Origin of the sequence: Lachnoclostridium sp. An76 (assembly GCF_002161355.1) — a bacterium.
GTDB classification, from domain to species: domain Bacteria; phylum Bacillota; class Clostridia; order Lachnospirales; family Lachnospiraceae; genus Mediterraneibacter; species Mediterraneibacter caccavium.
In genome coordinates this window covers 1-14,842 of record NZ_NFHL01000005.1, presented here as the reverse complement: position 1 = coordinate 14,842, position 14,842 = coordinate 1, and the positions used below count along the sequence as shown (strand labels likewise).

Genomic DNA, 14,842 nt, shown 5'->3' with positions numbered 1-14,842 from the left:
ATGCTTGAGATCAATGGTTTGGTAAAACATTACGGTGATTTTACTCTGAACTGTACGATGAAGGTGGAACCGGGACGCATCACAGGGCTGGTAGGAGAAAATGGTGCGGGAAAGAGCACGACGTTCAAGGCTGTGCTCGGACTGATCACATATGACGCGGGAGATGTCGCCCTGCTGGGAAAGGCACCGTCGGAGCTGACAGAGGAAGAGAAGCAGAAGATTGGCGTGACACTGGCGGAATCCGGGTTCAGCGGATACCTGAAGGTGAAGGATGTCGTACCCGTACTGGCAGCCCTTTACCCTGCCTTTGACAGAGAGAAGTTCCTTGGCCTGTGCCGGAAGTTCGGAATCCCGCTGGATAAATATATCAGGGAATTTTCCACAGGAATGAAAGCGAAACTAAAGGTGCTCGCCGCGGTCACTCACAGAGCGGAGTTCCTTCTTATGGACGAACCTACTACCGGCCTTGACGTGATGGCAAGAGAAGGCATCCTGGACATTTTCCGCGAATATATGGAAGAAGACGAGAACAGAAGTATCCTGATCAGCTCCCATATCTCTTCGGATTTGGAAGGATTGTGTGATGATATCTACATGATCCACAATGGAGAGATCGTGTTCCATGAGGAGACGGATGTGATGCTCAACGAATACGGGCTGATCAAGGCTGATGACACTCAGTACAGGAAGCTGGACAAAGAATACATTCTGAGAGTCCGCAGGGAAAGTTTCGGATACTCCTGCCTGACGGATCAGAAGCAATATTATCTGGAGAACTATCCGGATGTTGTTGTGGAAAAGGGAAGTCTGGACGAAGTGATAACGATGATCATAGGAGGGGAAAAGTTATGAAAGGAATGCTGATAAAAGATTTCAGGATTTTGAGGCATCAGGGAAAGGTATTATTTCTTATGCTTCTCGTTGTAGCGGTATTTATGAACTTGATAACAGATGTTGGTCCGACCTTCATCGTCGGATATATTACGATCATATTTTCTTTGTTTACAGTCACCACGGTAAGCTATGATGAATTTGACAACTGCTATCTTTTCCTTATGACACTGCCTGTCACGAGAAAAAACTATGTGAATGAAAAGTATCTCTTTGCTCTGCTGTCGATCATCTTTGCATGGTGCACAGGTATTGTGCTTGGGATTATCCTGATGATCGTACAGCCGTCCGGAGAGGTGGACGCTGCCGATTGGTTCGGCACCTGCCTGGGGTATATTTTTACGGCATGGATCTTTGTCAGTGTTATGCTCCCGCTCAGGCTGAAATTTGATGCGGAAAAAGCGAGATACGCGAATCTGATCATGATCGCGGCCGTGGCCATCGCGGCATTTCTGATATCAAATGCCCTGGAGTATGTGCCTGCGAAGATCGTCGGTCCGGGAAAGGAATGGTTCTCCGGTCTGGGCACAGGGGGCATCCTGGGACTGTTTGCGGTTGTAACAGCGCTGGTGGTCGTTATTTCTTATCTGTGCAGCCGGCATATCATGGCGAAGAAAGAATTTTGAGGTGTCAGTATGAAAAATACAGGTATCTGTTCCAAATGCAGTTCAGCCAGGATCACGCGTGTCCCGGATAACGGGAGATATGCGAATGGAAACAATATTTATCTGATATATGCTCCGCGAGGGTGCTGAGCGTCTGGCGGGTGTTCGCTTAGCGTGACCGCAGTGAAACGAAGAGCGAAGGGATACAGAATGCACGCTCTCGGATGTCCGTCCAAAATGATTGATAAAAGGCGGAGCATTTTAATAGATATCTTTCTTATTATATATGATAAATGCCGCCAAAGCCGCTGCCGCGGTCACACAGCATCCGATAAAAGCGGGCAGCAGGGAAATCTCCGCATTGGTAATGATATCGGCAGCCTCCGCGTACCCGAAGGGTGTGATGTATTTCAGCCACTCTGCATCCTCACTGATATTGGCAATGAGGTTCAGAAAATACAGGACCGCGGCAAGTCCAAGCCCGGCGCCGATGCCGCTGCGCCTCAATGCGGCGGAAACCGCGAAGCACACTGCTGCGATCTCTGCCTGCAGAAGGAGATAAGCTGCATGGAGCAGCAGAAATTCCTTCATCTGCAGGCTTTCTCCGATGGCGCGCACCGCGATCAGAGAAGTGAGCATGCTTACTGCGTTCAGGATGAGGATCTGGCAGAGGACACAGGCCAGCTTCTCGAATACGACGCGGCTGCGGCTGACCGGATGTGTCAGCAGGTACTCCGCAGTCCGGTTCTTTTCTTCGCCTGCAAGAGCATTTACGCCGATGTATGCGGCAAAGAATGCGCCGCCGATCCCAAGGATATTGCCGCACTCCAGCCCGTAGAATCCCATCAGTTCCCCAAAGTTCAGCTGGTCCATGCCAAAGGCTTCTGTGAAGTTGCCCATGGATGAAAATGCCGCGTTGAGCTCATTGACCTGCCCCTTCATGTCAGGGAAAATGGCGAGGCAGACCAGAAGCAGAAGGGCAATTGCAGCAGTCCATACTGCAAGAGAGAGGCGGTTCCGTTTCAGTTCAAACAACATCAATGTCATAGCTGTATATCCCCCTGTTCGTAAAAATGCATAAAAATTTCGTTTAAGTCCGGTTCCGTTACCGTGATATCCGTATAAGAGATCTGGGGCAGCATGTCCATCATCATTTTGATATTTCCTTCAAACAGGAAGGAGACCGTATTGTCTCCGGTATGGAAATCGCGGATATCAGGATGTCCGGCGGATGCAGGCATTGCGTCGTCTCTTTGCGCCCTCTTTTCTGCGAGAGTTCCCGGGAGCGCTGCCAGGAGACGGCGGAGCGTCTCCGCGTCAGCACCGGTCAGAGTAATACGCTTCGCGCTTGTCCCAGACAGCTTCGCAAGATCGCCGCAGGCGGCGATCTGCCCTTCCCGGATGACAGCAGCCCGGCTGCAGTATCTCTGCACCTCGGAGAGAATGTGGGAGGACAGGAAGATAGTGACCCCCTGAGCGTTCCGTTCCTTTAAGATCTCAAAGAATTCTTTCTGGATGAGCGGGTCCAGACCGCTCGTCGGTTCATCGAAGACGCAGAGCGCCGGACTGTGCTGGAGCGCGCATACGATCGCAACTTTTTTTCGGTTTCCCAGGGAAAGGCTGTCTGTCTTCTGCCGGGGATCAAGCTGCAGGCGCTCACAGAGATCCTGCGCCTGCGCTGTACAGTCTTTTCGCCTCAGTCTGGCAGAGAGACGAAGGATTTCGGCGACAGTCGTATTGTGATAAAACATAGCTTCCGATGGGATATATCCGATGTTTTCAAGGATGTTCCTTCGATCACACGCAGTATCCATCCCAAAGACAGAGGCGCTGCCGGAGTCTGCCCGTATGAGTCCCAGCAGGATGCGGATCGTAGTGCTCTTGCCCGCGCCGTTGGGACCGATAAAGCCGAAAAATTCACCTTCGCCGACTGTCAGGCTGAGGTCAGTGATGCCCCGGGATTTCCCGTAATATTTCGTCAGACGGTTAGTTTTAATGATGTCCATATGTACTCCTTTCAGACATTTACAGATCAGTGCCTAAAGCAATGTCAGTCTCCTCGTTTTTTGTCAGTCGGAACAATCATCTGCTTACCATTATATCCGGCTGAGCGATTTTGAGAAGACTATTTAGCGGAAAAATTCCCCACATTATGTGGATAAGATTTTATAATCTGTGTAAATTCGTTGATAACCGGATTCCCTCTCAAAAGCATATTGCAGAACGTGAAAAGCGGTGTTTCATCGCAAGGAACATCGTGGTAAAATAAGGAGGAAGAATCTATGGGTACACAAGACGAAAAAAGAGAGAAAGATAATTTTATCATGCTTCCTACCGTGGATTTCTGTTTCAAAGAGCTGATGCAGAATCCGAAAGTGAGAAAAGGCTTTATTGCGGCAATCCTCGGGAAAGCTCCGAAAGAAGTCCGCCGGACAACACTGGTTCCGACAGCGCTCAGAAAAGAAAGCGAAGACGATAAGCTTGGGATACTGGATGTGCTGATAGAACTTGAGGATGAGACAAAAATGAATATGGAGATGCAGGTATCCTATTTTGACTGTTGGACAAACCGGGTGTTGTTTTATCTTGGGAAAATATACACCGGACAGATCAAAGAAGGGGAAGATTACGATAAACTTAGAAAATGCATCCATGTCAGTATCCTTGAATTTGTCCATTTCCCGCAGGATAAAAAATGCTGTCGGAAGATCGTTTTTTGCGATGCAGAGACGGGCGAACAGCTTGCATTGAAGCGGATCATAGAACGGCAGTTAGAGAACGGGAAAACAGAAAAAGAAACAGCAGAGCTGCTGGGAATGGATATTCAGGAAGTGAGAGAACTCGCAGGAAAATAGTACAAAAGGTATGGATGGAGGAGATACTGTGGGATATTTTTATTTTGCCCGCCACGGGCAGACGGTTTGGAATGTGGAAAATAAGATCTGCGGGGCGACAGATATTGAACTGACAGCAAAAGGGCACAGGCAGGCTGAGGAGCTGGGGAGAAAAATACTGGAAGAAGGGATCCGTATCGATGAGATCATCTGCTCTCCGCTGGCGCGTGCGGCAGAGACTGCAAGACATATCTCTGAGATCGCCGGAATTCCCATGCGTGTGGAACCGCGCCTGAAGGAACAGAATTTTGGAAAATATGAAGGGACGCCGCGGGACGGTGCGGATTTCCGGCGCGCGAAGGAATGTTTCGCGGACAGCTATGAGGGCGGAGAATCTATGATCCGGTTCTGCCACAGGATTTACGGGCTGCTTGATGATATCAGAGGGGAATCGGATGAAAAAGTGTATCTTCTGGTCGCCCACAATGGCGTCGCAAGAGCGGTGCAGTCGTATTTTGCTGATATGACGAATGAGGAATTTGCCAGGTTTGGGATCGGGAACTGCGAGCTTAGGAGGTTTGACTATTGAGGAAAACAGGATTGATTGCTTAAGGCGCCTGATACCAGATCATAATTTGTCGAAGAATGTAGACTTTCCATAAAACACCAATTATAATCCCGTCTTTGACAGTTCGTAAAAGAAAAAAACGCTGTATCCCTCGTGTTTACTGGGCTGCAGCGATTTTTACTGTTGTTTCGAACTATAGTAATTTATTCCTTCCCTTTGCTTTTTTTCTGGATTGTTCTCATTTTACTTTTGGTTATGAATTGGTAGTCTGTCCGGAACCCACAGGTCTCATGAAGATCATCTGTGATCTTTTCCCTCTTATACAACGGGATAAATCCCTGCTCCTGTATCCCGGCGAAATTCATTCCTTTTAGGGTATCCAGCAATTCTTCACAGGTATATTTTGAATCCAGTTTTTTCTCAAGATAACGGTAGACGGTTAATGCGAGGAAACAGATCAGGAAATGTGCCTTGATCCGGTTCTCTTCCCGTAAATAGATCGGTCTTGCAGAAAAATCTGTTTTCATGATCCGGAAGCATTCCTCGATCTGCCACCTCCCCTCACTTACTTTTAAAATATCACCGACCTCATCATCCAAAAGATCCGTGCATACTGCATAGAGCCCATCATACTGCGCCTCTTCCGCAATCTTATCCTCATCCAGATACTGTTTGATATCCGCAGCCTCCCCATCTTTTGTAACAGCCTTCTTTCCGATAAAACGCGCCGGGTCATTCGGATTCTTACGGTTCCTTTTCGCTTTTCCCGAATCCAGCATTTTTTGTGCCCGTTCCACCTGTGTATCACGGATGGATTTCTGATACAGGGCATACTTTGGAGAATAAGTGATGATCAAGCGTTGGTGCAGTTTCTTAGTGGTATATGGTTCATCCTTGTAATAAAGCCCTTTGTCATCTTCCGGAAGTTTCGTGATATCGACAGGCTCGTCATCGGAGACCCGTTTAAACCCCTGCGGGCTCAGCGCCCATTCTTTTTCTTCTTTCTTCAGCTTTTTGATCGACTGGGTTACGATATAAGCCCTTTCCCCCATATGGTTGTATTCCCGGATGGATTCCGAACCCAGCCCGGCATCGCTGCAATAAATGAATTTCTGGCATCCGAAATCACTAAGCACTTTCTTCTCCAGTGGCTTCAGCGATGTCTGCTCGTTTGCATTTCCCGGGAAGAGAGAAAACGCAAGGGGGATCCCATCCCCGTCCATGAAAAGTCCCATTTGGATGATCGGGTTCGGTCTGTGTTCCTTCCCCTTCCCATATTTCTTGCTGCCGTCTTCCTGTTCAATCTCAAAATAATAATTCGTGCAGTCGTAATAAAGGATCTTATCATTCCTTTGACCCATGAAATGGCTGTTTTTATAGACCTCCGCCTGGATCAGGTCACATTCAGCCCCGAGGACATCCAGCGCACGGTATACATCGTGAAGTTTGTAGGATGGTTTTTCTAAAAACTCTAATGCGGTCTTGTAAGAAGCACGTTTGCTGCAAGGCTCCAGGATCCTTGCGTAGATCAAATCGGAAAGGATTGCGTTGATGTCATATTCAAACTTATATTTTTGTTTTAACTTCCGGCAGAGCTTATTCATCTGCATCTGATAATAGATCGATTGGAGAAAAAGGTAGCCGCCCCGGTAAAAGACCTGCTTATCATAATCTAACTGCCTGTCTGCATGGAAAGTAAGTTTTATCTGTTTCTCTTCTCGTTCCTGCTTGTATTTTAAAGTTTCTAACCGGGCTTCCTCTTTGGCCCAGGCCATGACATCATCTCGTGTCGGACCGTGTTCAGGTAAAAGTTCTTTTAAAGTTCCCAGTTTCTTGACGATGACAGAAGTACTGACTCCTTTGTCATTGACATAGCCTTTTGAAATATAAAAAGATTCAGCATTCTTGGATTTCGAGGTTATAACTCTCATAGAAAAAAGCCTCATTTTATATATCATACAATACATTGCAATAAAATGCAATATATAAAAACAGAAAAATTGACACAAAAAATGCAGGTTTTATGCGGCCTGCAAGGTATTTTTCTAATATTCAACTGTCAAACGCCCGGCGTGAACACTCGTTCCTTAGAATCAAATTGTCAAATATTATCCCGAGTAGTATAATTTGATCAGATATTTTGCGTGTATTACAAAAGAAAAAACAAATGTTTACCGAGGATGAGAAAATGAAGTTTCAGGAGCTTATGGACTGTTATTATTTAAGTGACGAGGACAATAATCGAGTTGTATATGATCAATTGCTGGAGATGATGAAAAAGCAGAATGTTACCCCTGTTATAGGCGCGGGTCTGTCCTGCTGGGTTTATCCGCTTTGGGGCGCACTACTGAAAAAGCATGCAAAGGCTTATGGGATCGAGGATCAGGTTGATAAACTGCTGGCAGAAAATCAATATGAAGAAGCAGCCTCATGCCTGGAAGAAGAAGTAACTCACAATAAATTTATGCGGCTGCTGGAAAAGTCTTTCAGCGAATCAAAGATAGAAGAAAAAGCATTGGAAATGCCGGAATATCTGAGAAAAATTCCAAGGCTGTTCCGCGGACCTGTTGTTACGACAAATTTTGACCGCGTGATAGAATATTTGTATCAGGCAGAAGGAATGACACTACCTGATACGGTGAACCCATCTGATGATTTTCAAAGCGACAAAATAGAAAGGGCATTGCATCAGAACACCCCGTTGCTGGTGAAAATGCATGGAGATATAAATGATTCGAAGCACCTGGTCCTGACGCGGGAGGCATATGACCGTGCGTATGGAGAGAATCCTCAAGAGCCTGATTTTGAACTCCCCATGCCCAGGTTCTTACAGAAGATCCTTCAGAGAAATCCCCTTCTTTTTCTGGGCTGCAGCCTGGAGGCTGACCGCACATGCTCTGTAATAAAGAAATGCGCAGACAATATTCAGCAGTTTGCTTTCCTGGAACTGCCGGCAGATACAGAAAATAAAGAAGATTGGCTCCATCCTTTGTTAAGAGAAGGCGGCGGGAAGGAAGGCAGGCTCGGGGAAGGGCTGAGAAAGCGGATTCAGCAGATAACAGGAAAAATGAACATCCAGCCGATCTGGTATCCCCACGGAAAGCATACCGAAGCGCTGGAAGCTTTTTTCTCTCAGTTGATGGAGGATATGAGCGGCGGAGGAAACGGCAATGGGCCCAGCAGCGGCATTCTGCCGGAAGCCAGCGGCAATTACTTTGCCCTTCATAAACTCCTTGGAAGAGATGAAGAGGTCAGCAAAATCGTTACAGCCCTTACAGAAAATCAGCCCTGCTGCGTCTGGGTTGAGGGAGCTCCAGGAATTGGAAAAACGGAGACGTGCAAAGAAGTATATCATAGAATAAAAAGGTCTTATCCGGGCAAAAGCTGGATGCCCTTTATTGATATTACCGGAGTGAAAACGCTGGCAGATTTCTGGGATACAGTGGCAAGGTCAGTGGGAGCGGATCTCCCGGATGATCTGCCGGCTGAAAAATATCCTGAGTATCTGACAGACCAATTGAAAGCTATGTCTGATGTATTTTCGGCAGAGAGCGATGCTGTTCGGATTCTTTATTTTGATAATTGGGAAGATATCTGGTACGGGGTAACAAAAAATGAAGAAGAGAAGACAATACTGCTGAAGTGGATGAGAAGCGTTGGAATAGTCGGATTCAGGATCTTAGTGTCGACCCGTGAAACAGCTCCGTCTGTATTAAATGACCGGGAAATACATCTTCGGCCTCTGGATAAAGGAAATTTAAATGCGGAAAGGATTTCAGGGGACGAATTCTGCAATCTTGATAGTGTCAGGCTGTTTTGCTCTATTTTAGACCGGGGAATCACACCCGCAGAAGCAGAAGATTTCCGCCAGCTGATTCTTCAGTTAGAGGGGCATCCGCTTGCAATCGTCCTCACGGCGACACAGGCCAAGAGAGAAATCGGGATAAAAGATGTGCTGGCGCGATGGGATCAGGCGGTACAAGAATCAGCAATTGCCGAAAACAGACACAAGAGTCTTGAAATTGCCCTGAGAGTATCTTGGGAATCCGTGAAGGAGAATGAAGGAGCAGTATTGATCTGGGGGCTTTTGTATTACAGTGTGAAAGAGATTCCAGTGTCAGTTTTCGAAAGGCTTCGCGGAGATTTTGAAGAAGAAAAATGGAGGGAGGGAGTCAGTGCGCTTATAGATGCCAATCTGATTAATATTTCTCAAGACAGAACGAGGGTTTCCATGTTGCTGCCTTTGAAAAAGCAATTTAGGAAATTTGTTCCCGAGGAAAACCCAATACACAGGGAATGTCTTGTTAAATGGGCAGAGTGTATCAATGGCTTGCTGGAAACAGCTGAGAATCGAAAATCAGAAGAGCGGCTGAGGGCTCATCAAATAATAGTAGAAATGATGCCGCAGATTTCTCACATAATTACTTTGATAATATCGCAGGGAGAAGCGAGTGGTCTTACACAGTATTTAGATGAGATTGTGAGAAATGGAAGAAATTATTACCGTAATTATTTATATAGAATAGATATTATGGAGAAAATGCTGCGTTTTTATAGCGGGCACGAAAACGATAAGGCAGGTATTTTGGCCCTGCTTCATAAGATAAGTGGAGATCTTCTGAGGCGTCTAGGGAGAGTAAAAGAGGCGGAAGAGAAGTATGCGGGAGCGGAGGAACTCTATAAAAAGGAGAAGGACGATCTGGGTCTTGCAAATACGCTGAAATCGCAAGGAGATCTTCTGAGTCGTCTAGGGAGAGTAAAAGAGGCGGAAGAGAAGTATGCAGGAGCGGAGGAACTCTATAAAAAGGAGAAGGCAGATCTGGGGCTTGCAAATACGCTGCAATCGCAAGGAGATCTTCTGAGTCGTCTAGGGAGAGTAAAAGAGGCAGAAGAGAAGTATACAGGAGCGGAGGAACTATATAAAAAGGAGAAGGACGATCTGGGTCTTGCAAATACGCTGCAATCGCAAGGAGATCTTCTGAGTCGTCTAGGGAGAGTAAAAGAGGCGGAAGAGAAGTATGCAGAAGCGGAGGAACTCTATAAAAAGGAGAAGGCAGATCTGGGGCTTGCAAATACGCTGCAATCGCAAGGAGATCTTCTGAGTCGTCTAGGGAGAGTAAAAGAGGCAGAAGAGAAGTATACAGGAGCGGAGGAACTATATAAAAAGGAGAAGGACGATCTGGGTCTTGCAAATACGCTGCAATCGCAAGGAGATCTTCTGAGTCGTCTAGGGAGAGTAAAAGAGGCGGAAGAGAAGTATGCAGAAGCGGAGGAACTCTATAAAAAGGAGAAGGCAGATCTGGGGCTTGCAAATACGCTGCAATCGCAAGGAGATCTTCTGAGTCGTCTAGGGAGAGTAAAAGAGGCAGAAGAGAAGTATACAGGAGCGGAGGAACTATATAAAAAGGAGAAGGACGATCTGGGTCTTGCAAATACGCTGCAATCGCAAGGAGATCTTCTGAGTCGTCTAGGGAGAGTAAAAGAGGCGGAAGAGAAGTATGCAGAAGCGGAGGAACTCTATAAAAAGGAGAAGGCAGATCTGGGGCTTGCAAATACGCTGCAATCGCAAGGAGATCTTCTGAGTCGTCTAGGGAGAGTAAAAGAGGCAGAAGAGAAGTATACAGGAGCGGAGGAACTATATAAAAAGGAGAAGGACGATCTGGGTCTTGCAAATACGCTGCAATCGCAAGGAGATCTTCTGAGTCGTCTAGGGAGAGTAAAAGAGGCGGAAGAGAAGTATGCAGAAGCGGAGGAACTCTATAAAAAGGAGAAGGCAGATCTGGGGCTTGCAAATACGCTGAAATCGCAAGGAGATCTTCTGAAGAGCCAGGGGAGAATTAAAGCTGCGATCGAGCAGTATGTAATGGCAGTTGGATTGTATGAGAAGGAGAAAGCTCTTGTGGGATATCTATATTCAATAGCAGAGTTGTATGAATGCTATAAGAAGGAAGGCGCAGAATCACAAGCTGAGAAAGTTAAACAACTGATTCTGGATAATATTGACAGGGTTCCTTATGAGGAAGTAAAAGAATATGTAAAAGAAAAATTGGATATGGATTAAAGGGTGAACTGCAAATGGATGCTGCGGGAGGAAGAAACTGTATGATAGTGGGTCCCTCCCGCAGTTTTAGTTTTGGATATAAAGCACAGCTGATTTTTATTGATAATTATTGCTCGGCCGCTTTATTGATACAGTTAATCGCATTCAGGCTTCTTGGATATCCGATGTAAGGCAGGCACTGGGATACGACCTTGATGAGGAAATCTTTGTCATTTCCCATATTCATATTTCCCTGGGCATGGCCTATAAGCTGCGGCTCGCATCCGCCCTGAGCGGCGAGGAAACAGAAAGTGATCATTTCGCGCTGCCTTAAGTCCAGACCCGTGCGGGTATAATAGTCTCCGAAACAGTTGGCGGCAAGCCAGCGGTTGATATGCCCGGCTTTCCACGCCTCGTTCATCTGCTCGCCGAAGATGTCAGCCTGTGCCTGGATTCCTTTTTCGAGGCGGTCCTCCATGGTAGTTGTTGCCTGGCCTTCCAGCGGAAGTTCTACCCCGCGGGATAAGAGGATCTCGTTTGTGGCATCGAGGAACGGAAGCACGCGCCCGATCCCGAGATAGTCAACCGCCTGATACACGATCTCCTTTACCATGACAGGAGTCAGCCCTGCGTCCAGCGCGCGGGGCAGTTCTATGCGGAATTCATCAATTCCCTGGCATCCGAGGAGAGTGGCAACGATCGCCATATGGCGGGTTACATCGTCAAGCTGCTGTCCTTCTTCATTGACGACCTCGTCGAAAGCAAAATGTTCAAAGCGCTCCATGAATTCCGGATCAGTGTCATAATAATTTTTCATTATAAAAGCCTCCTTATGAGTTTGACTTTGTAATTCTACTTTGAATTATAGATCATATAAATAAAATCTGTCTAATGCTTATCCTAAATTACGGGAAATGCCTGAAAAGTATTGCGGCATTTCCCGTAAATGTTTTTGGCTATTTTGTTGTTTGTACAGGGGGCTTATTTTACCAGATGCCCATACTCCCCATGTTTCTCAAACCACCCCTGAGCATACGAGCAGGTCGGCACAGCCTTAAGCCCCCGCTTTTCCAGCTCTTCCACAAGTTCCTGCATCAGCTTTCCTGCAATCCCCTGTCCTCTGAGGGAAGCATCCACAAAAGTATGATTTACATCCACAGTGTTTTCGTCTACATAGGGAAACGTGATCTCAGCCAGCAGGTCCCCGGTGTCAGAGTATAAAGCAATCTGGTTTTCATTATGTTTAAAATCCATTTTATTAATCCTCACTTTCCTATTAATACAGTCTCTTTTATGCCCTCTATTTTACAGGACCAGAGAAAATATGCAATAGAAATTACGTGTACTATAATAGGTGCGCTCTGTTTACGTTATTGTTCATACGTAATTAAAGACGGCCGTTATATACCTATATCCGCTTTATGGGCTGCCGTATTACAGTTTTAAGTCTTTCCGGCGCTGTCCGTCTGGGATCGCTCAGGTAGATCTCGTGGTGCAGGCGTTCTCCGGAGAAATCCGGCTGGTATCCGTTTTCAGAGAGAAAGGCTTCCATCTTCCGGAGCGTGGCGGGCTCATCGTCGTAACTTCCGATGTGCATGCACTGAACGCAGAGTCCTTCATTATAAGTAAAAAACTCAGCGCGGGAAAAGTCTGTCTGTTTTTTCGTCTCAGCTTCGCGCACCGCCCAGTCAAATTCTTCTTTTGTTACAAATTCTGGGAGGCGGATCATGGAGATCCACTGGAAGCTGTCCTTGTGAGCGTAGTCGATCCCGGAAATGCCGTCCTGCCACCACAGCCCTTCCAGAGGCGGGACTACATAAGGGAAATATCCTTCGATCCTGTGGCTTCCTTTATAACTCATTTTGATTGTAAAAGAGATTCCATAGAGCAGGCTCATAGCTCTTTTATATTCCCTATCCGGATCGTTTGGGTTTCCCTTTCCGCGCACGGCGACATAATTCATCGTCGGTATTTCCGCGATGCCGGGGACTTTGGGCGGAAGATAGAACTCTTTATATCCTTTCTTATAATCAAATGTCATTTGGAGACCTCCTTTTCTGGGCGGCACTGTTTCGCTTCTTTTTGCTTTTCGGTTTTGGCATAGGCAGTTCACTGCAGGTTTCAGTAATGAATTCTGTTAAAAAATCCCGGTCATCCAGTTCTTCGATAAGAAAGTATGCTCTTGCGCCATCATAGGGAGGAACTTCAGATAGTTCCGGGGCAAGGCGCCTTCCCGCTTCTGTGATCTTGATAAAGAACTGATCATCGCAGATCAGCGCGAAAATCTTGCCGTCACAGTACATTCCATATTCCCCGAACATTTTTCGGTATGTGATTCTGCCTGCTCCGGAACACTGGTCTGCTGCATATTGGACGAATTCCTGGCTGCTTGACATTTTTTCTACCTCCTACTTTTGAATAACATGATTATTTGGCAGCGGATTATTGATAGTTTTTCTGCATTTCTGCAATTATATCTCTGAGCTTGAGACGGAACTCTTCCGGTTCCAGCAGCCGGACTTTATCTCCGAATGTCAGAATCCAGGAGATCAGATTGTCCGCATCTGTATAATCCGCATGAAACAGAAGAGTACCGTCACTTTGTTCTTCAAAGCATCCTTTGCCGAAGTCTTCGATGAGCCGCCATTTGCATTCTGGCTGGAAAAGAGCTTTTACGCGGATGCCGCCCGGGAAAATCCTTTCATTTTTCAGATTCGGAACCGGAGCAGGGCGACCTGGGAAATTCTGACCGGGCAGGTGAAGCCCGTCCATTCGGTTCAGTTTAAAAAGGCGGAAATCCTGACGGGCAAGGCACCATCCCCACACATACCAGCTGGACCAGCGGAAGATAAGATAATAAGGCTCAATGGTCCGGCGGCTTTCACTGCTTGGCGAATAATAAGTAAATTCAATCAGCATGTGACTGTCTATGGCATTTCGAATCTGCTCGATCTTAGGAGCAAGAGAATCTTTATACCAGGACGACAGATCGATCAGCAGGGAATGGCCCCCTGAGATAAAATCAGAAGATCCGGCAGAAAGCTTTTCCATGAGTTGAGAATAGCGGTTCGTTCCGTTGACACTATCGAGACTGCGAAGTCCGGCGAGAATATCCTGCATTTCAGCAGACGTCAGCAGTGTCCGGTCAATCTTATAATCTTCCATAATAGAGAGACCGCCGTTCATTCCCTGCCGTGTCATAATGGGAATGCCTGCCCGGCAGAGGGTTTCAATATCCCGGCTGATCGTGCGGGGCGAGACTTCGAACTGCCTGGCCAGTGAGGGAATCGTTTCTGTCTCCTTTTGTAATAGTAAAGATAAAATACCGATAAGTCTGTCGATCTTCATAACGGCTCCTTTGTCTGAAGTATTACAATTATTATAGCACCCGAAACATGACAACAGTATGTCATGTTGGAATAGATTATAGAATCTTTCCTTCGATGAGGCATATTCAGGATTCGTAATGTTGTGTGAAAAAAGAAGAATATGCAGAACGGAGAGGCGGTTTTGAGAAATACAGAGTGAACTATAATCGGACAGCGCTGATCGCAGTTTTTTGCAGCGGAAACGTTAAAATGTGTGAATTGTCTGAAATAAATAAAAAACAAGAAAAACGTTGACAATTCCTTTCTATGGTGATAAGATAGCACCTGTCGCTGATGACGGAGGAAAACTTCTGAAAGCCGGCTGACCGGAGACGCGGAGGCGGAACGACCGGGAGACGGCAGAAGGTCATCTGAAAAATGGCAGGCAGAAGAAAAAAATGTCGAAAGCGAATGAAAAAAGTTCTTGACAAAAGCAAAGCGCTGTGATAATCTATACGGGCTGTCGCTTGAAAAGAACGACAGGAACCTTGATAACTGAACAATAGACAACAACCCTTGAAAATTTCTTTGAAGAG

At 46.4% G+C, this 14,842-nt stretch carries 13 protein-coding genes; 5 read left to right on the top strand and 8 right to left on the bottom strand.

What is annotated here, in order from left to right:
* Entirely contained in the window at positions 1-852 is an 852-nt protein-coding gene (locus tag B5G27_RS09925; protein ID WP_087178748.1) for an ATP-binding cassette domain-containing protein, read from the top strand.
* A complete protein-coding gene (locus B5G27_RS09920) occupies positions 849-1,517 on the top strand; it encodes an ABC-2 transporter permease (protein ID WP_087178747.1) in 669 nt (222 codons plus the stop codon). The genes B5G27_RS09925 and B5G27_RS09920 overlap by 4 nt, the downstream gene beginning before the upstream one ends.
* Before the next feature lie 240 nt (positions 1,518-1,757).
* Here the strand turns inward: B5G27_RS09920 and B5G27_RS09915 are convergent, their stop codons facing one another.
* A complete protein-coding gene (locus tag B5G27_RS09915; protein WP_087178746.1) occupies positions 1,758-2,543 on the bottom strand; it encodes an ABC transporter permease subunit in 786 nt (261 codons plus the stop codon).
* Positions 2,540-3,502 carry an ABC transporter ATP-binding protein gene (locus B5G27_RS09910; protein WP_087178745.1) on the bottom strand — a complete coding sequence of 321 codons (963 nt, stop codon included), beginning with the start codon at positions 3,500-3,502 and terminating at the stop codon, positions 2,540-2,542. The genes B5G27_RS09915 and B5G27_RS09910 overlap by 4 nt, the downstream gene beginning before the upstream one ends.
* A 276-nt stretch (positions 3,503-3,778) precedes the next feature.
* Between B5G27_RS09910 and B5G27_RS09905 the strand changes: the two genes are divergently transcribed.
* Positions 3,779-4,351, top strand: a complete 573-nt coding sequence (locus B5G27_RS09905) for an Rpn family recombination-promoting nuclease/putative transposase (RefSeq protein WP_087178744.1) — start codon at positions 3,779-3,781, stop codon at positions 4,349-4,351.
* 28 nt (positions 4,352-4,379) lie between these two features.
* Positions 4,380-4,919, top strand: coding sequence for a histidine phosphatase family protein (locus tag B5G27_RS09900; RefSeq protein WP_087178920.1), 540 nt, complete (start codon positions 4,380-4,382; stop codon positions 4,917-4,919).
* A gap of 182 nt (positions 4,920-5,101) precedes the next feature.
* On the opposite strand, the gene B5G27_RS09895 is transcribed toward B5G27_RS09900, so the two are convergent.
* Complete coding sequence (locus B5G27_RS09895; protein WP_087178743.1) at positions 5,102-6,829, bottom strand: IS1634 family transposase; 1,728 nt, start codon at positions 6,827-6,829, stop codon at positions 5,102-5,104.
* A gap of 257 nt (positions 6,830-7,086) precedes the next feature.
* Between B5G27_RS09895 and B5G27_RS09890 the strand changes: the two genes are divergently transcribed.
* Positions 7,087-10,959, top strand: coding sequence for a tetratricopeptide repeat protein (locus B5G27_RS09890; RefSeq protein ID WP_162611231.1), 3,873 nt, complete (start codon positions 7,087-7,089; stop codon positions 10,957-10,959).
* A gap of 106 nt (positions 10,960-11,065) precedes the next feature.
* Here the strand turns inward: B5G27_RS09890 and B5G27_RS09885 are convergent, their stop codons facing one another.
* The 5 genes from B5G27_RS09885 to B5G27_RS09865 all read right to left on the bottom strand — a co-directional run bounded on the left by B5G27_RS09885 (position 11,066) and on the right by B5G27_RS09865 (position 14,286).
* Complete coding sequence (locus B5G27_RS09885; RefSeq protein ID WP_087178741.1) at positions 11,066-11,755, bottom strand: carboxymuconolactone decarboxylase family protein; 690 nt, start codon at positions 11,753-11,755, stop codon at positions 11,066-11,068.
* Between the two features lie 164 nt (positions 11,756-11,919).
* Positions 11,920-12,192 (bottom strand): GNAT family N-acetyltransferase, encoded by a 273-nt coding sequence (locus tag B5G27_RS09880; RefSeq protein WP_087178740.1) that lies wholly within the window; start codon positions 12,190-12,192, stop codon positions 11,920-11,922.
* A 154-nt stretch (positions 12,193-12,346) separates the two neighbouring features.
* Positions 12,347-12,979, bottom strand: a complete 633-nt coding sequence (locus B5G27_RS09875) for a GyrI-like domain-containing protein (RefSeq protein ID WP_087178739.1) — start codon at positions 12,977-12,979, stop codon at positions 12,347-12,349.
* Complete coding sequence (locus B5G27_RS09870; RefSeq protein ID WP_087178738.1) at positions 12,969-13,334, bottom strand: TfoX/Sxy family protein; 366 nt, start codon at positions 13,332-13,334, stop codon at positions 12,969-12,971. The genes B5G27_RS09875 and B5G27_RS09870 overlap by 11 nt, the downstream gene beginning before the upstream one ends.
* 46 nt (positions 13,335-13,380) lie before the next feature.
* Positions 13,381-14,286, bottom strand: a complete 906-nt coding sequence (locus tag B5G27_RS09865; protein ID WP_087178737.1) for a helix-turn-helix transcriptional regulator — start codon at positions 14,284-14,286, stop codon at positions 13,381-13,383.
* Positions 14,287-14,842: the final 556 nt, after the last annotated feature.